The organism is Winslowiella iniecta (assembly GCF_001267535.1).
GTDB lineage: Bacteria > Pseudomonadota > Gammaproteobacteria > Enterobacterales > Enterobacteriaceae > Erwinia > Erwinia iniecta.
Window position 1 is genome coordinate 151536 of record NZ_JRXE01000007.1, and the last position, 17888, is coordinate 169423.

Genomic DNA, 17888 nt, shown 5'->3' on the forward strand with positions numbered 1-17888 from the left:
CGTTCTCGCCGCCGGTGCTGAAAACTCACAATCAGGGTCAAAACCAGCGCAGTCGATCGCGCAACGCCACTACGCGTCCAACAATAATCAGACTCGGGCTCGCCACCTGTTGCGCCAGCTCAGCCAGCTGATGCAGTTCGCCACTCACTACCCGCTGGCGGGTTGATGTCCCATTCTCCACCAGCGCCACCGGCATGCTGGCATCCATACCGTGTGCCGTCAGCTGATGCGCAATCTCCGCCGCCTGTGATAATCCCATATAGAACACCAGCGTTTGCTGTTCAGCGGCTAAATGCGCCCAGTCCAGTTCACTGTCCTGCTTCAGATGGCCGGTAACCAGTCGGACGCTCTGCGCATAATCACGGTGTGTCAGCGGAATGCCGCCGTAGGCCGAGCAGCCCGATGCGGCGGTAATGCCGGGCACCACCGAGAAAGGAATATCGGCATCCAGTAGCGCTTCCAGCTCTTCCGCCCCGCGCCCGAAGATAAACGGATCGCCCCCTTTGAGTCGCACCACGCGTTTACCGCACTGCGCCTGCTCCAGCAGAATCTGATTGATTTCCGACTGCGGTACGCAGTGATAACCGGCGCGCTTACCGACAAAAATACGCTCGGCATCGCGCCGCGCCAGGTTCAGCACTTCAGCCGAAACCAGCCGGTCATAAACTATTACGTCGGCCTGCTGCATCTGTTGCAGCCCTTTTAACGTCAGCAAACCGGCATCGCCCGGCCCGGCACCGACCAGTACTACTTCGCCGCGATGGTTCAGCGGTTCGCTGAACAACCTTTCGGTAAGATCGCTGACTTGCTGATGCTGGTCATTCGCCAGCGACTGCGCCAGTCGATCGTTGCTGAACAGTTTTTCCCAGAAGCGGCGGCGTAAACCCCCGTCGCGATAGTGCGCTTTTACCCGCTGACGCAGGCTGCCGGCGTAAGCGGCTACTTTACCCAGCTGCTGGGGTAACATCGCTTCCAGTTTCTCCCGCAGCAGGCGCGCCATCACCGGTGCGCGGCCGCCGGAAGAGACGGCAATCATCAGCGGTGAGCGGTCGATAATCGACGGCATAATACAGCTGGCGCTTTGCGGCGCATCGACCACATTGCAGAAGATACGTCGCGCATCGGCATCGGCACTGACCTGCTGATTAACCTGGTCATCGTCGGTGGCGGCAATCGCCAGCCAGCAGTCGTCGAGTAACCCGGCACTGAAAGGCTGTTCAGTTAAGCTCAGCTTGCCTGCCTGTTGCCAGTGGATAAATTGTGGCGCGAATGCCGTGGCGCAGACGCGCAGGTCGGCACCGGCATCCAGTAACAGCCGCGCTTTGCGCTCGGCAACTTCACCACCACCCACCAACAGGCAGGTTTTACCGCGTAGCTGACAGAAGAGAGGCAGGTAATCCATAACAAATCCTTGCAGAACCAGGCATTAAGCACAGACCTCAACACGCCCGTCATTAACACGTACCGGAAAATGTGCCACCGAGCGGCTTTCATCCTCCATGCATAAGCCATCCCGTAAACGGAAACGCTGTTTTTTCAGCGGGCTGGCGACCCACAGCTCCTGCTGATGTTCAGCGATTATACCGCGTGATAGCACGCTGGCGGCGGCAAAAGGATCGATATTGCTGATGGCATACAGCTTATCGTCCTGACGCGGGCGGAAAATCGCAATCTGTTGCTGATTAATCCACGCACACACGCCGGTCGCGGGCAGGATATCGTTCAGTGCGCAGACGCTATGCCACTGGCTCATAGGTGTTCCTCCATCTCAATCAGGGTTACCGCGATGCGTTCCTGCGGACGAGCAGGGCGATGCTGTTGCCGCTCGTTGACCACCTGCACATTCGGGTCGCGCAGCGCGCTGTTAATAAAGTGCGCAAAGCGTGCCTGATGTTCAGGATGCTCAACCGTTTCGCGCCATTCGCAGACCACCTGTTCACGCAGACGGGCAATATCGGCTTCGAGCCGAGCATTAAGCTGCAGTTTATCGTCGATAATCACTTTTTTCAGCCAGGCGATACCGCCGTCGAGGCTTTCCAGCCACAGCGAGGTGCGTTGCAGCTTATCGGCAGTGCGGATATAGAACATCATAAAGCGGTCGAGATAGCGCAATAGCGTGTCGTGATCGAGATCGGCAGCCAGCAGATCGGCGTGGCGTGGCTTCATACCGCCGTTGCCACAGACATATAAATTCCAGCCTTTCTCGGTGGCGATGATCCCGACATCTTTACCCTGCGCTTCGGCGCACTCGCGGGTACAGCCGGAGACACCAAACTTCATTTTGTGCGGAGTACGGATACCTTTGTAGCGATTCTCCAGTTCGATGCCAAAACCGAGGCTGTCGCCGACGCCAAAGCGGCACCAGCTGCTGCCGACACAGGTTTTCGCCATGCGCAATGCTTTGGCATAGGCATGGCCGGTTTCGAATCCGGCATCAATCAGCTGTTTCCAGATCGCCGGCAGATCATCTTTTTGCGCACCAAACAGGCCAATACGCTGTGAGCCGGTGATTTTGGTATACAGCTGATACTGTTCGGCGACTTTACCCACCGCAATTAATCCTTCCGGCGTAATTTCACCACCCGGCGAGCGCGGGATCACCGAATAAGTGCCATCTTTCTGGATATTGCCGAGGAAGTTATCGTTGCTGTCCTGCAACGGCGCATGCTGCGGTTCCAGCACATATTGATTCCAGCACGAGGCCAGCAGTGAGGCAACCGTCGGTTTACACACTTCACAGCCATAGCCCTGACCATATTTGTTCAGCAACTGGTCGAAGGTTTTGATCTCTTCAACGCGAATCAGGTGATACAGCTCCTGGCGCGAATACGCGAAGTGTTCACACAGATGGTGATTCACTTCGATACCCTGGCGGCTCAGCTCGGCGTTCAGTACCTGCGTGATTAACGGCACACAGCCGCCACAGCCGGTGCCGGCACGGGTTTCAGCTTTTAGTGCCGCCACGGTATGGCAGCCTTTCATTACCGCACTGACGATATCGCCCTTGGTCACGTCAAAGCAGGAGCAGATCTGCGCGCTGTCCGGCAACGATTCGACGCCGATGGCGGGTTTATCACCGCCCGCACTGGCGGGCAGAATCAATGCCTCCGGATTTTCCGGCAGTTCAATCTTGTTCAGCGCCAGCTGCAACAGGTTGCCGTAATCACTGGTATCGCCGACCAGTACCGCGCCCAGCAGCGTTTTGTTATCGGCGCTGACCACCAGGCGTTTGTACACCTCTTTGTTTTCATCGAGCCAGACGTAGCTGCGTGCACCCGGCGTGCGGCCATGCGCATCGCCGATGCCGCCGACGTCGACGCCGAGCAGTTTCAGTTTGGCGCTCATATCGGCACCGGTAAACGCATTGCTTTTGCCCAGCAGATGATCGCTGGCGACCTGTGCCATTTTATAGCCCGGTGCGACCAGACCGTAAATTCGCTGGTTCCAGGCGGCGCATTCGCCAATGGCATAGATATCCGCATCGGCGGTCTGGCACTGGTCATTAATCAGGAAGCCACCGCGCTGTCCCAGTGGCAGTTCGCACTGTTTTGCCAGCTTATCCTGTGGGCGAATGCCGGTGGAAAACACGATAAAATCGACGTCGAGCTGGCTACCGTCGGCAAAATGCAGCGTTTTAGCGCCATTAGCGAGATGTTCAATCTGCCGGGTATTTTTGCCGGTGTGAACCTGTACGCCCATGCTTTCGATTTTCTGTCGCAGCTGTTCACCGCCGATGGGATCGAGCTGTTCGGCCATCAGCACCGGCGCAAACTCAATAACATGCGTCTGAATACCGAGGTTTTTCAGCGCGCCTGCGGCTTCCAGACCCAGCAAGCCGCCGCCAATCACTGCGCCACTTTTACTGCGGCGCGCACAGGCTTCAATGGCATTCAGGTCTTCGATCGTACGATAGACATAGCAACCCTGGCCTTCGGAGCCTTGAATCGGCGGTATCCACGGGTAAGATCCGGTGGCTAATATCAGTTTGTCGTAGTGGACGCTGCGTCCGGTATTGGAATGGATCACCTTATCCTGACGATTAATCGTGATCGCGCGTTCGCCCAACAGCAGCTGCACGCTATGTTTCTGATAGTAGCCGTCACGCACCAGCGACAGCTCTTCAGCGGTATGATGAGAGAAATAAGCGGAGAGATGGACACGATCGTAAGCCACGCGGGGTTCTTCACAGAACACGGTGATGTCAAACTGACCGGGTTCGGCTTTATCGATCAGTTCTTCAATGAAGCGGTGACCCACCATGCCATTGCCGATAATGGCGAGTTTGACTTTGCTCATGATTGCCTCAGATTGCTATTTTATACCGCTACAATAGCGCGCCGGGCAGGGGGATTATTGACGTATATCAATTGACCCCTGATATACCTCTTTATGGTTATATTGCTGATTTTACAGTAATTATCATAAGTTGCAGATTATGTTCAGCTTTAATCAGCAACCCGCTGAAATTCCGCTTCGTTTAACAGACTAATCCATGCCAGGATTAAAAACAGTCCCGCTTATCACTCAGGAGGTTTTGCATGGTTTCCGCTCAGCTGAAATGGATCAACAATCTGCGTTTGCCGTGGCGTGACGGGCTGTGGCAAATCGCAATCGATGGCGGCAAGATTGCGCGCATTACTCAGCAGCCGCAGAACATGGCGCGTGGTGATGATGCGCTGGATGCTGAAGGCGGGCTGGCATATCCCCCGTTTGTCGAGCCGCATATTCATCTGGATACCACGCAAACCGCCGGCGAACCGGCATGGAATCAGTCCGGTACTCTGTTTGAAGGTATTGAGCGCTGGGCCGAGCGCAAGGCGCTACTCAGCCATGAGGATGTTAAACAGCGTGCGAAGCAAACGCTTAAGTGGCAGATCGCTAACGGCATACAACATGTGCGCACCCATGTCGATGTGTCCGATCCCAGCCTGACCGCGCTGAAAGCGATGCTGGAAGTGAAGGCGGAAATGGCAGCGTGGATCGATATTCAGATTGTGGCCTTTCCGCAAGAGGGGATTCTCTCCTATCCCAATGGCGCGGCGCTGCTGGAGCAGGCATTACAGCTGGGAGCCGATGTGGTCGGTGCCATTCCGCATTTTGAGTTTACCCGCGAATATGGCGTGGAATCGCTGCATATCGCTTTTGCGCTGGCAAAGAAATATCACCGGCTGGTGGATGTTCACTGTGATGAGATCGACGACGAGCAGTCGCGCTTTGTCGAAACGGTGGCCGCGCTCGCACTGCGCGAAAATATGGGCGCGCGCGTCACCGCCAGTCATACCACCGCGATGCATTCTTATAATGGCGCTTATACCTCGCGCTTATTCCGCCTGCTAAAGCTGTCCGGCATTAACTTTGTCGCCAATCCGCTGGTTAATATTCACTTGCAGGGGCGCTTTGACAGCTATCCGAAACGGCGTGGTATTACGCGGGTAAAAGAGATGCTGGAAGCGGAAATTAACGTCTGTTTTGGTCATGATGATGTGTTTGACCCCTGGTATCCGCTTGGAACCGCCAATATGTTGCAGGTGCTGCATATGGGGTTGCATGTCTGTCAGTTGATGGGCTATGACCAGATCGATGCCGGCATCAATCTGGTCACCAGTCACAGCGCCAGAACGTTACAGCTGGATGATTACGGTATTCAGAGCGGTAACAGCGCTAACCTGGTGATTCTGCCCGCCGATAACGGTTTTGATGCGCTGCGCCGACAGGTGGCCACGCGTTTTTCCATTCGTCACGGGCGGGTGATTGCCGCTACGCAGCCAGCGCAGAGTGAAATATTTCTTGATGAGGTGGAAGCGGTCAGCTTCCGGCGGTGATGTTCCGCGCAGAAGGCGTGTATTCTCTGCAAAATGTGCAAATCGACGCCGCTGCGCTTGTCACAGACGTGAAATCTGGTTCTGGAAAATTCTCTGATGGGAAAAAAGATCCTGACAGTGATCATCCCACTGCTGGCAGTGTTGATTTTGCTCAGAGAGTGGGCGACATATCAGTCCGAAGACGCTATCAAATATGTTTTCTGGAAATTACTGGCAGTGCTGGTTGCAGGCGGCATGGTGCTGGCGATACTGACGTTAAATCATCTTATGTCGTTGTTTATGCTTCAGCGCCATGGTGCGCTGGTAATGCTGTCTACCGCGTTGATTATTTTATCGGGATACTGGCAGGCTTGCCGGTTGTCACGATAGCCAGAAGATAATGGGCGACAATCTGCCGCCCATTCAACAGCAATTAATGCATTACATGCCCGTGGCTGCGATGCCTGGTTACCATACCCAGCAAGATACACATCACAAATACCACCGCGTACAGCGCGTTAGAGGTTGCCAGTGCCGCATGCGCGCCACCCTGGGCAACAATCGGGCCGGTGACCACAAAGGTCAGCATGGTGCCAACGGTGCCGCAGGTAAGAATAAAGTTCACCAGCTTCGGCGACGAGACCTTAGTCTGTAGTGAGCCCAGCGTGATAATCGTGGTGTAGATAGCGCTGGAGCTAAAGCCGAGAATCATAATGATCCACTTCAGCATCGCGGCGTCGCTGGTTTTAACAAACCAGTACATCAGCAGCGTTGCCAGTCCGGCCAGCACCATCAGAATGCGTTGCAGGTCGAAGAAGCGCAGGACAAAGCTGAATACCCACATCCCAACCATATAAGCGGTCCAGAAATTACCTACCAGCTGTCCGGCGCTGACGATATCCATGCCCATGGTTTTGGTGGCGTATTCCGGTACCCAGGAGATAAAGCCCAGCTGGCCAAGAATGTAGCAGAGTGCAGCAATCGACAGGAACAGCACGCCGATACCCCATTTCTCTTTTACCAACGGCTTATCAGACTGCGCTTTCTGACCCAGCGCCGGGAACTCAACGTTAAGGGTCAGGATAAAGATCGCGACATAGATCAGGCCGATGCAGGCATAGACCCAGTACCATGGCAAATGGCGAGCCAGCAGCACACCGGCGATAATCGGGAAAATGGTGCCTGCCATGCTGAAGAAGGAGTCGGTAAACAGCAGGCGCGAACCACGTTGACGTCCCTCATACAGATGGGTGATCAGGAAAGTACCGATCGACATAGTGATACCGCTGACCACGCCCAGCACAAACATACAGAGCGAGAATACGCTCAGGCTATGGCTGGTCATCAGACCGGCAACGGCCAGAATCATTAACACAAAGCCGAAAATCAGCTGACGCTTTAACGGAATGATTTCCATCAGCCAGGCATTCAGGAAGATAGCGACCAGAATACCGGCGTTAAGGAAGGTAAAAGTGTTACTCATTTGTGATATCGGCAGCTGGAAATACTCTGCGATATTACCCATCACCATCCCGGTGACAATCACCAATGCCCCTGTCAGTGCATAGGAGAAGAAACTTATCCAGGTGAGACCGATTCGATTACGATTTGTCATTTTGGAGGCCTGTGTGTCGATGAAACCTGCGGCAAGGTAGCCGAGGGGAAACGGCAGAATTGTAAAGTTATATGTGACCCAATTAAACATATATTGAAAATGGGGTGATTGCTTTCACTTATAGCGTGATGTTCGTCACTTTTTGGCGCTGTGACACCCCGTCTCATTGACAGCATGGACTAAGTAAATATAGGTAAAACGCTGGCTCTTATATAACAGCCTCTTTACAATCAAATTCGATTTTTGAGCTTGTTGCCCCTCAGTAAGGAATCTTTCATGTTGAAACGTACTCTGACAGCGGTTGCGACGGTACTCGCGCTGTCCACTATCCCGGCTTCTGCTTTCGCCGCTAAAGGTGATACGCATGTGCTGTTAACCACCTCAGCTGGCAATATCGAACTCGAACTTGATAACCAAAAAGCCCCGGTTTCGGTGAAGAACTTTGTTGATTACGTCAATAATGGTTTTTATAACAACACCACTTTCCACCGCGTGATTCCTGGCTTTATGGTGCAGGGCGGTGGTTTTACTACTGATATGCAGCAGAAGCCTGCCAACTCGCCTATCAAGAATGAGGCGGATAATGGTTTACGCAATGCACGTGGCACTATCGCCATGGCGCGTACCGCCGAGAAGGACAGTGCCACCAGCCAGTTCTTTATTAACGTTGCGGATAATGCCTTCCTTGACCACGGCCAGCGTGATTTTGGCTATGCAGTATTCGGTAAGGTCGTGAAAGGAATGGACGTTGCCGATAAAATTTCCCAGGTGAAAACCGACAATGTGGGGCCTTATCAGAATGTCCCTAGCAAGCCGGTGGTGATCCTTTCCGCCAAAGTCCTGCCTTAATCCCTCGCCGCCGCAAGCCTGCGGCGGTTTGCTTTCTGCGTCCTGCAGAGCTGAAGTTTGCTGCTTATACTAAGGCTGTGCCCGTTATCGATCGTGGCACCGTCTCAGAATGACACAGCCACGGAGGCTTTATGAGTAAAAAACTGACAGACAAGCAGAAAGCGGCGCTGTGGCTGGAACATCACAATGCCAATTTTCAGGCCAGTAACCGTCTTGAAGGGTATCAGATCGAGCGGATCGAGCTATCGGCGCAACAGATAACCGAGCGGCTGGAAGCATTGAGGAGGCACTATGAGCGCTAATGCCATGTCCGAACGCGATCCGTACTACTGGCAGGATATCAAGGTGCTGAAGAATCGCCTGCATATCCGTGAGGCGCAGCGATTGCAACAGGCTGAACTGGAATTTACCGCCTTGCGTGCCGCGACCATTGGGCCTGGCGCGCGTAACCCTGGTTTCCCGCATTTGCGGGCAATTCATCGCACGCTGTTTCAGGATCTGTATGACTGGGCCGGTGAGCTGCGTAAGATTGATATTTACCTCGACGATACGCCGTTCTGCCATTTCGAATATCTTGAAAAACAGGGCAACGCCTTAATGGCGGCGCTGGAAGCGGAAAATGGTCTCGCCGATCTTCCGCTGGAAAAATTCACGGAACGCCTGGCGCATTACTACTGTGAAATCAATATGCTGCATCCGTTTCGCGACGGTAATGGCCGTGCGCAGCGGCTGTTCTTTGAGCAGCTGGCACTGCATGCGGGCTGGCTGATTAACTGGCAGCATGTTGAACGTGAAGCCTGGCTAAAGGCGAACCGCGATGGAGTCAGTGGCGATCTGCGCGGATTAATCGATATCTTTGGCAAAGTGGTAAGCAGCCCGGTCTAAAATGCTAGAATGGCGGCGTCTGAATTTAGCCCGGAACCAGAATGCTGCTGCTTATCGATAACTACGATTCCTTTACCTGGAATCTCTACCAATATTTCTGCGAATTGGGGAGTGAGGTCTGTGTTCGTCGCAATGACGAGATCTCACTGAGCGAGATGGCGGCCTTGCAGCCGACGCATCTGGTGATTTCGCCTGGCCCCTGTACTCCCGACCAGTCGGGGATCTCGCTGGCGGCAATCCGCCACTTTGCCGGCCAGCTACCGATTCTTGGGGTGTGCCTGGGTCATCAGGCCATCGCCCAGGCGTTTGGCGCACGGGTGATACGCGCGCGTCAGGTGATGCATGGAAAAACCTCGGCTATCGAACACAATGATGGCGGCGTATTCCGGGGCCTCAATCATCCTCTTACCGTAACCCGCTACCATTCGCTTATTGTCGAAAAAAACGCGCTACCAGACTGTTTTGAAGTGACCGCCTGGAGCCTGCGTGACGGCGTGCCGGACGAAATTATGGGGTTCCGCCACACGTCGCTGCCGCTGGAAGGGGTACAGTTTCATCCGGAAAGCATTCTTAGTGAGCAGGGTCATCAGCTGCTGGCGAATTTCCTCCGTCAGTGAGTTTATATTTGCCTTTGTTTGATTTTTTATGCATATTTCTTGATTATTATTTCACATATCCAGAAAGAAAAATCAGGCGAGGTAGTGAATGACAGCGGAAAAGATGACGGTCACGCGCGCAACATTTGATAAAGTGATTTTGCCTGTTTATGCACCAGCGCAGTTTGTGCCGGTAAAAGGCAAAGGCAGCCGCGTGTGGGATCAGCAGGGTAAAGAGTATATCGATTTTTCCGGCGGGATCGCGGTGACGGCGCTGGGGCATTGTCACCCGGCGCTGGTGGAAACGCTGAAAACCCAGGGCGAAACCCTGTGGCATACCAGTAACGTCTTTACCAACGAGCCAGCACTGCGACTGGCCAGCAAGCTGATTGCCGCCACTTTTGCCAAACGTGTGTTCTTCGCTAACTCCGGCGCGGAAGCCAACGAAGCCGCCTTTAAACTGGCGCGCTACTACGCTGCTCATCGTCACAGCCCGTATAAAAGCAAAATTATCGCTTTTCACAACGGCTTCCATGGCCGCACCCTGTTCACCGTATCGGTCGGCGGCCAGCCAAAATATTCTGATGGCTTTGGCCCGAAACCGGCCGATATCGTGCATGTACCGTTTAACGATCTGGCGGCGGTAAAGGCGGTAATTGATGACCACACCTGTGCGATTGTTGTCGAGCCGATCCAGGGTGAAGGTGGCGTAATGCCCGCGACGCCTGAGTTTATCCAGGGTCTGCGTGAGCTTTGTGACCAATATAAAGCGCTGCTGGTATTTGATGAAGTGCAGACCGGCATGGGGCGTAGCGGTAAGCTGTTCGCTTATGAGCATTACGGTGTGGCACCGGATATCCTGACCACGGCCAAGGCGCTCGGCGGCGGTTTCCCGGTCAGCGCTATGTTAACCACTGATGAAATTGCTTCCGTTATGGCGCCTGGTGCACATGGCACCACATACGGCGGGAATCCTTTAGCCTGCGCGATTGCCGAAACGGCGCTGGATATCATCAACACTGAAGAAGTGCTGGACGGTGTTGAAGCGCGTCGCCAGCAGTTTGTGACGGCGCTGCAAGCCATCGACGCGAAGTTTGATATTTTCAGTGAAATTCGCGGCAAAGGTCTGTTGATTGGCGCGGTGCTGAAACCACAGCACGCCGGTAAAGCGCGCGACCTGCTGAATGCGGCGGCGGCGCAGGGTGTGATGATTCTGAATGCCGGTACTGATGTCATCCGTTTTGCCCCCTCACTGGTGATTGAATCCACGGATATCGAAGAAGGGATGGCGCGGTTTGCACGAGCGGTTGAGAGCGTAGTGTAGAGCGGCGTGTTATTGCAGGGTGGCGGTTTCGCCACCCTATTTAGAGGACTTGCGTAACTTTCTGACCAGCCACTGTCCATGCTGCGGGCGCTGACTCCACGCCAGCGATGAAATGGTATGCATCACACCCAGGTGGCCAAGAATCCGCTTCACATGTCGTTCCATAATGGTCACCGGACCCTGATGGAAGTTTTCCTGCGCTTCAAGAATATTCGTTTCAGATCCTGGCCCGTCATATTCCAGCCGCTGCTGACAACGCTGTAGCGCAATCTCGCATGATTGCAGATAACCTTCAGCCAGCGCTGGCGTGAGCATGGTATGTTCACGCGCCAGGATGGTCATGGCGTTAATATGTTCGACAATAAACTGGCTATGCGTTACCCACAATTTCATATCGGACAGATAGCGATCGTTGAATCCCGGCTCCTGCATCGCCTGATTCAGCGAGTTAAACAGGGCATTGTGTGCCTGGTTAACCCGGATGCGTTGATAAGCCAGCTTGTCTGCACCCTGTTCACTGCCCAGCAGCATCTGTAATGCTTCCTGATAAGCCTCCAGCGCATCGTGCGCATTCTGGCGCATCAGGCCACTCTGCCACTGCGGCCACAGCCAGACCATGCCGCCAAAGGCGATCAGGCAGCCCATCACCGTATCCAGCAGGCGCATCAGCAAAAATTGTGAGCCGTTAAGCGTCAGCAACTGCAAGGAGTAGACGGCGGTGACGGTAAAGCCGATGGTGGCCCAGCCGTAAAACTTGCGGATAAACAGATAACTGACCAGCGTGATGGCCAGCATGGCCATTAACACCCAGCTCTCCGCCACCTGAAAACGCAGGGTTGCCGCCGCAATGACCAGACCCGCCAGCGTCCCCAGCGCCCGGTGCTGAATGCGTACTCGCGTCGCGCTGTAACTATTCTGGCTGACGAACATGATGGTCATCAGCACCCAGTAAGGTTTGGGAATATTAAAAAACAGCGCCATTGAGCTGCCAAACATCAGCATCACGGCAAAGCGCGCCGCGGTGCGTAGCGCCGCCGACTTCAGCGAAAGGTAACTTTTCAGCGCCGGAAGCAGTGGCAGGCGTCGTTGACGGTCAGCCATCAAATCGCGCTGATAGAGTGGACGCTGAGTGCGCAGCACGCGCGCAATCCGGCTGAAATGGTAATAGCAGAAATTACCAACTGGATTATCGCTGTGCTGACGGGCGATTTTCTCCAGCGCGCCCAGCTGTTTATCCATGGTGAAACGGCCGGGTAGCTTGTGATAAAGAATATCATCTGCCAGTTCGCGCAGCCGTGCGGCAATGGCCTGAGAATTCCAGCGGATCACCGCTTCAGCATGACTCTGCTCCACCAGTTTCTGCACCTCTTCCGGCTGGTGCAGGCTGACGGAGATATGCTCCTGGAGATCCAGCGCAACCTGGAAGGCGCGGGTCAGACGCTTGTGGCTGTTATCGCGGTTTGCTGACAGCATATGCATCTGCTGATAGCAGGTGGTAATCAGATCGACGGCTTTTTGCTGACGTGCCAGCAGCGGCGGCAGGGCTTTTTCGGGATCGGTAAGCTGGGTCAGCAGGGTGTATTTGGCATCGCAATAGTCCGCCAGCTCGCGGTACAGTAAACTCAGTGATTCGCGCATTGGCTGCTCTTTCCACAGCCAGAACCAGAACCAGTTAAATGCGCCATACCAGATGGTGCCGAGCACATAGAGCAGTGGCGGCTGCCATATCGGCATATGGCCGACCAGGCTGAGGGTAAAAATGCCGGCGATCAACGAAGCCGGCAGTAAGCGGGCGTGCAATGGGCTGATTTCGCCGGTCACACCGAGCAACATTGCCATGGCAAACAGAATCGCGGGCAGCGGAATGCTGTGCAGGGTCATCCATTGAATCAGAAAGCTGCTCAGGGCAAACAGGCTGCCGCCGATGATCAGACGTTTAAAGAAGCGTTTATGCGGAGTGTCGAGACCGGCAATATTGCAACAGGCAGGCACTAACGAGAACAGCAGGCCTTGTCGTAAGCCACCCAGCAGCCAGCCGATAGCCACAGGTAAGCAGAGCACTAACGTTTGCCGCAGTGCGTAGTTTACTTCCGGGTGATAAATAATTCTCCGCCACATCAGGTCATCACAACATAAAAAAACGGCGCGATAGCAGCTGCCTCACGCCGTGGATTCAGAAATGCTTAGCGCGTGCCGTAAACGACAATGGTTTTGCCGTGTGCGGAGATCAGATTTTGATCTTCCAGCATTTTCAGAATACGGCCAACGGTTTCACGTGAGCAGCCAACGATCTGGCCGATCTCCTGACGGGTAATTTTGATCTGCATCCCGTCCGGATGTGTCATCGCATCTGGCTGTTTAGCCAGGTTAAGCAGGGTTTGCGCAATGCGTCCGGTAACATCGAGGAAAGCTAAATTACCCACTTTCTCGGAAGTTACCTGCAGACGGCGGGCCATCTGAGAGGAGAGACGCATCAAAATATCTGGATTTACCTGAATCAGCTGACGGAATTTTTTATAGGAAATTTCAGCCACTTCGCAGGCGGTTTTTGCTCTTACCCAGGCACTACGTTCCTGACCTTCTTCAAACAGGCCAAGCTCGCCGATAAAATCACCCTGGTTAAGATAGGAAAGAATCATCTCTTTGCCTTCTTCATCCTTGATCAGCACTGCTACAGCGCCTTTTACGATGTAGTAGAGCGTTTCGGCCTTTTCACCTTGGTGAATCAGCGTACTTTTGGATGGATATTTGTGAATATGGCAATGTGACAGGAACCATTCGAGAGTAGGGTCTGTTTGCGGTTTGCCGAGAACCATTCGCTTTTATCCTCTGTTGTAATCGTGCCCTAAATACAGGGGGATCAATTCCCTGCAGGCGATGAAATATTCAAGCGTTTTCCGGGTAAGGAAAGTTGTCCGGGCTTCTGTTCAGAGCATAGCTCATTATGTCGTCCCGCTTCCGTCGTGCTTTTACATGCCAACGAAAATATTACAGCTTTGTTTGTAGCACAGCTTTCAGCGAGTGTCTCCTGTTGTCTCGCTTCAGCATACCGGGAATCGCTCACCGTTGCCGTTTTTCAGCCGAAGGCGTACTCTGACGATAACTGAATGAATTAGAGGATAATGTTATGCAAGCACGTATAAAGTGGGTGGAAGGGCTGACATTTTTAGGAGAATCCGCATCCGGCCACCAGGTGTTGATGGATGGCAATTCCGGCGATAAAGCGCCAAGCCCAATGGAGATGGTGTTGATGGCTGCGGGCGGCTGTAGCGCGATTGATGTAGTGTCGATTCTGCAAAAAGGGCGTAACGATGTGTCCGACTGCGAAGTCAAACTGACCTCAGAACGCCGGGAAGAAGCGCCGCGTATTTTCACCCACATTAATCTGCACTTTGTGGTCAGCGGCAAAGCGTTAACCGATAAAGCGGTTTCACGTGCAGTTGACCTGTCGGCAGAGAAGTACTGTTCAGTGGCGATCATGCTGGGTAAAGGCGTTGAGATTACTCATAGCTATGAAGTGATTGAAGGCTAAGCCGTCTCGGTGGTGATAAACAGGACCTGTGACGGGTCCTGTTTTAACCGCCAGTTATCAGGTTTCGCGGTTCTCTTTAATATGCCAGCCGGACGCGGTTTCTGGCCCTTTGCCGCCATTCGCCATCAGTTCCCAGTACTGTTGCCCAACCTTCGCGGCCTGGAATTTGTAGCTCATACCGATTTTATCTGTATGAGAGGTGCCGTTGTAGCTGGCTCCGGTGATGAGCACCTCTTCCAGCGTGATGCGCAGGTATTCAATCTGACCGTCACTGGCGTGACAGGCAGACAGCTCCACTTTATTAATATGTTTGCCATTCGACAGATAACGCATAATGGCGGGTGTGGCTTTATCGACCTCGGCATGAACCTGCAAATCCTGATACTGCACGCGTCCGGTACCGCCGCCGCCGCCCACATTAATATTGGCTGGCTGGGTCGCTCCCCAGTTAAAGGAACTGACCTTTATCCAGCCTTTATGGTTGGCATCCTGTGACTCTCCCTGGATATTATCGATTTTCATATAGATATCGGTATTCATCCTTGCTCCTTATGATTTGACGACAGGTGTTCGATTAATAATTTTATGCTTAAGTGATTTTTTGGATATCAATAGTCATTGCATATGTATATTGCTTAAAATCATATAGTTAATTGCTGTCATTACTGAGTGGCGTCTTTTTTTACATATGTTCTCTTCCAGTTATCGAAAAGAAAAATGGTTTCCCTTTGTTTCTTTTGATACCAGATTTGTAAAGGCTGATTATCTTTTTCTATACATTTTTTTGGAGTGGGCATGTCATCAAAGCAAAGCAGATCACTTCCTTGATCGGTATCAGGCTCGACTTTGTAATCACCGACCCAGAAGCCAATGCTGTAATCACTTTGTTCATCAGGAATATTATATTTATCTTGTAATATTTTTTTGTTTTCTTCCCACCAATCCATTTTTCCTTGATCTGTTAATGGAAAGTTTTTTACGACCAGGTCAAAACTATCTTGTGAGCTCATGCGATGGACATCAATGATTTCAACAGGAACGAGTAAACGCCATGTAAAAAAAACCATTGCGGCGATAATAAAGGGTATTATCCATTTATATCTTGTCAAACCGTCCACCTTCAATTGTCATTGTCGCGTTCATTTCAGTGATAAACGGCTTAAATCCGTAACCTTCCCAGCGTTGTAAAGTAAACCAGATGCGAAAAATACGAAACTGTTTGTAAAGCCAGTCTTTAATATCTGCATCATCAAGACCAAAGTGATCTTGAATGCGATAATGCAATTTTGCCTTATATCGATCTCCGGCAATCTCAAGTGACTCAAGGGTGATTTGTGTTGACCATGTATCGTGAATTGAAATTGTCAACCCATTAAAACGATCCGCTTTCTTATTAAATTTAGGAAGAACTGATTTCATTACGGCATCTTCCAGGCCGAAGAAATTTTTCCGGGGATAAATTTCTTCATCCCAGTCAATGAGTTTAATCATGGCTTTATTTATCTTATTCAACGAATCAACCATCGAACTATGCTCAGCCAGCGCTTCATTCATCAGTTTATCGGTAAATGTTTCACCCGTATTAGTTTGCATATGATCAATCAAACTGCGGATCAACGTTTTGTAGGGGCCGACAAACGAAAATGAATCAGACAAGAGGCGAAACTCATCAAACAGTATACGCGCGCTTTCATCACGATTCGGATGGGTAAAAGGATTAATATTTTTTGAGATATCATTAAGCTGATAATACTCTTGCAGGCAATACTGAGTCAGATCACCACAGCGCATATCTGCGGCTTTATAGTCATCCATCTTTTTCTTTGTTGCAAACAGACGAGTTGGCAACCCTATAGGGCGTTCCTGCTTAGTTTTTTTGATCTCAGCATCCATAAATAACATCCTGTTATTCTGTCCGGCATCCTGAAGACAATGCTAGCGGAAGAAATAGTGCTTTAACAGTATAAAATGAGAAAAAACCCTGCGGCTTCACAAAATAATGGCGCGACTGATTTCAGCGTTGCAGAAACTTCTAAAGATATTAATTAACAGATTATTGATAAAGGTTAATATAATAAATAATAGTCAGGAACGACATTGTCCGCTTCCTGACTGAATAATCGGTTACTCGATCTTTTTACCTTCCATTAGCCGTTTTACCAGCGGCCCCATAATCAGCTCCATTGCCAGCCCCATTTTCCCGCCCGGCACCACCAGTGTATTAATATGCGAAATAAAGGAGCCCTGTAGCATCGCCAGCAAGTAAGGGAAGTCGATATCTTCCAGACCACGGAAATGGATCACGACAAAACTTTCATCCAGCGACGGGATGTCGCGCGCCGCAAACGGATTCGAGGTATCGACCGTGGGAACACGCTGAAAGTTGATATGGGTGCGTGAAAACTGCGGCGTAATAAAGTTGATGTAATCTTCCATCGAACGCACCACGGAATCCATGACGGCTTCGCGCGAATGGCCGCGCTCACTGGTGTCGCGCACCAGTTTCTGGATCCACTCAAGGTTAACGATGGGCACCACGCCGACCAGCAGATCCACTTTTTCCGCCACGTTATGTTGCTGAGTTACCACACCACCGTGCAGTCCTTCATAAAACAGCACATCGGTCGGTTCCGGCAGTGGCTGCCACGGGGTAAATGTCCCCGGTACCTGATTCCACGGTACCGCTTCATCATAGGTGTGCAGATATTTACGCGATTTTCCGCTGCCATTGAGGCCATATTCGATAAAGGTCTGCTCCAGCAGGCCAAAATCATTCGCCTCAGGGCCGAAATAGCTGATATGGCGACCTGAATCACGTGCTTTGCGAATCGCCATATCCATTTCAGGACGGGTAAAACGGTGAAAGCTGTCGCCCTCAAGTTCGGCAGCGTGCAGATTCAGCTGCTGGAAGATTTTACGGAAGGCGAGACTGGTGGTGGTGGTTCCTGCACCACTCGAACCCGTGACGGCGATAACCGGATGTCTGGCTGACATAATTAGCTCCCTGTGAAGATGCGGGCGATACGCATTGTTAACATGTTTCTTGCAGTAAAGTCATCGGCCTTTTTATTCGCGCAACTGTCCGCGCGACATAATATTGACCGTTTCATGCAGTTCGGACCACACCAGTACCGCTTCACCACTTTTTAGCTGGCGTCGGACATCTTCAACTTTACGTTCCAGTGAGCGCTCCTGCTCACCGTAATCGGTGCCTTCACGCAGTACAAAGGATTCAATCAGGTTTTCCAGCGCCTCAGGCGTCAGATCTTGCCAGGGAATAATCACA

The 17888-nt window shown here is 52.2% G+C and carries 19 protein-coding genes; 8 read left to right on the forward strand and 11 right to left on the reverse strand.

Translation table 11 applies throughout. From position 1 onward, the window contains the following. Nucleotides 1–37: 37 nt before the first annotated feature. The 3 genes from cysG to nirB are packed head-to-tail and all read right to left on the reverse strand — an operon-like array spanning nt 38 to nt 4296. On the reverse strand, nt 38–1402 hold the full coding sequence (cysG, locus tag NG42_RS06690; protein ID WP_052898491.1) for a siroheme synthase CysG: 1365 nt from the start codon (nt 1400–1402) through the stop codon (nt 38–40). A gap of 24 nt (nt 1403–1426) precedes the next feature. Continuing rightward, nucleotides 1427–1753: a nitrite reductase small subunit NirD gene (gene nirD / locus NG42_RS06695; RefSeq protein WP_052898492.1), complete on the reverse strand. Its 327-nt coding sequence runs from the start codon at nt 1751–1753 to the stop codon at nt 1427–1429. Further along, complete coding sequence (gene nirB / locus NG42_RS06700; RefSeq protein WP_052898493.1) at nt 1750–4296, reverse strand: nitrite reductase large subunit NirB; 2547 nt, start codon at nt 4294–4296, stop codon at nt 1750–1752. Before nirB ends, nirD begins: the two co-directional genes overlap by 4 nt. A 242-nt stretch (nt 4297–4538) precedes the next feature. On the opposite strand from nirB, the gene NG42_RS06705 reads away from it, so the two are divergent. Together NG42_RS06705 and NG42_RS06710 are read left to right on the forward strand one after the other, a co-directional pair. Next, nucleotides 4539–5822, forward strand: coding sequence for a cytosine deaminase (locus NG42_RS06705; protein ID WP_052898494.1), 1284 nt, complete (start codon nt 4539–4541; stop codon nt 5820–5822). A 96-nt stretch (nt 5823–5918) separates the two neighbouring features. Beyond that, entirely contained in the window at nt 5919–6191 is a 273-nt protein-coding gene (locus NG42_RS06710) for a hypothetical protein (protein WP_052898495.1), read from the forward strand. A 43-nt stretch (nt 6192–6234) separates the two neighbouring features. On the opposite strand, the gene tsgA is transcribed toward NG42_RS06710, so the two are convergent. Further along, nucleotides 6235–7416, reverse strand: a complete 1182-nt coding sequence (tsgA, locus tag NG42_RS06715; RefSeq protein ID WP_052898496.1) for an MFS transporter TsgA — start codon at nt 7414–7416, stop codon at nt 6235–6237. Between the two features lie 276 nt (nt 7417–7692). On the opposite strand from tsgA, the gene ppiA reads away from it, so the two are divergent. The 5 genes from ppiA (at nt 7693) to argD (ending at nt 11070) form a co-directional block, all read left to right on the forward strand. Beyond that, nucleotides 7693–8265, forward strand: a complete 573-nt coding sequence (ppiA, locus tag NG42_RS06720) for a peptidylprolyl isomerase A (RefSeq protein WP_052898497.1) — start codon at nt 7693–7695, stop codon at nt 8263–8265. Between the two features lie 131 nt (nt 8266–8396). Continuing rightward, nucleotides 8397–8567 carry a YhfG family protein gene (locus NG42_RS21890; RefSeq protein ID WP_072133213.1) on the forward strand — a complete coding sequence of 57 codons (171 nt, stop codon included), beginning with the start codon at nt 8397–8399 and terminating at the stop codon, nt 8565–8567. Then, complete coding sequence (locus tag NG42_RS06725; RefSeq protein ID WP_052898498.1) at nt 8557–9150, forward strand: putative adenosine monophosphate-protein transferase Fic; 594 nt, start codon at nt 8557–8559, stop codon at nt 9148–9150. The genes NG42_RS21890 and NG42_RS06725 overlap by 11 nt, the downstream gene beginning before the upstream one ends. 41 nt (nt 9151–9191) lie before the next feature. Then, nucleotides 9192–9767: an aminodeoxychorismate synthase component II gene (locus tag NG42_RS06730; RefSeq protein WP_052898499.1), complete on the forward strand. Its 576-nt coding sequence runs from the start codon at nt 9192–9194 to the stop codon at nt 9765–9767. 88 nt (nt 9768–9855) lie between these two features. Beyond that, nucleotides 9856–11070, forward strand: coding sequence for a bifunctional acetylornithine/succinyldiaminopimelate transaminase (argD, locus tag NG42_RS06735; RefSeq protein WP_052898500.1), 1215 nt, complete (start codon nt 9856–9858; stop codon nt 11068–11070). 36 nt (nt 11071–11106) lie between these two features. Here argD and NG42_RS06740 read toward each other — a convergent pair whose 3' ends face one another. Together NG42_RS06740 and crp are read right to left on the reverse strand one after the other, a co-directional pair. Beyond that, the gene (locus tag NG42_RS06740) at nt 11107–13188 is read right to left on the reverse strand and encodes a YccS/YhfK family putative transporter (RefSeq protein ID WP_052898501.1); all 2082 of its coding nucleotides are present in this window, start codon (nt 13186–13188) and stop codon (nt 11107–11109) included. A gap of 65 nt (nt 13189–13253) precedes the next feature. Next, on the reverse strand, nt 13254–13886 hold the full coding sequence (gene crp / locus NG42_RS06745; protein WP_017803012.1) for a cAMP-activated global transcriptional regulator CRP: 633 nt from the start codon (nt 13884–13886) through the stop codon (nt 13254–13256). Between the two features lie 311 nt (nt 13887–14197). Here crp and NG42_RS06750 point away from each other — a divergent pair, with 311 nt between their 5' ends. Beyond that, complete coding sequence (locus NG42_RS06750) at nt 14198–14602, forward strand: OsmC family protein (protein ID WP_052898502.1); 405 nt, start codon at nt 14198–14200, stop codon at nt 14600–14602. 57 nt (nt 14603–14659) lie between these two features. On the opposite strand, the gene NG42_RS06755 is transcribed toward NG42_RS06750, so the two are convergent. The 5 genes from NG42_RS06755 to NG42_RS06775 all read right to left on the reverse strand — a co-directional run bounded on the left by NG42_RS06755 (nt 14660) and on the right by NG42_RS06775 (nt 17887). Beyond that, on the reverse strand, nt 14660–15142 hold the full coding sequence (locus NG42_RS06755) for an Hcp family type VI secretion system effector (RefSeq protein ID WP_052898503.1): 483 nt from the start codon (nt 15140–15142) through the stop codon (nt 14660–14662). Nucleotides 15143–15264: 122 nt separating this feature from the next. Then, entirely contained in the window at nt 15265–15711 is a 447-nt protein-coding gene (locus tag NG42_RS06760) for a DUF943 family protein (RefSeq protein ID WP_053115768.1), read from the reverse strand. Then, nucleotides 15698–16495, reverse strand: coding sequence for a DUF3289 family protein (locus NG42_RS06765; RefSeq protein WP_053115767.1), 798 nt, complete (start codon nt 16493–16495; stop codon nt 15698–15700). The genes NG42_RS06760 and NG42_RS06765 overlap by 14 nt, the downstream gene beginning before the upstream one ends. A 231-nt stretch (nt 16496–16726) precedes the next feature. Further along, on the reverse strand, nt 16727–17596 hold the full coding sequence (locus NG42_RS06770; RefSeq protein WP_052898505.1) for a phosphoribulokinase: 870 nt from the start codon (nt 17594–17596) through the stop codon (nt 16727–16729). A 72-nt stretch (nt 17597–17668) separates the two neighbouring features. Continuing rightward, nucleotides 17669–17887 (reverse strand): YheU family protein, encoded by a 219-nt coding sequence (locus NG42_RS06775; RefSeq protein WP_052898506.1) that lies wholly within the window; start codon nt 17885–17887, stop codon nt 17669–17671. Nucleotide 17888 lies beyond the last annotated feature (1 nt).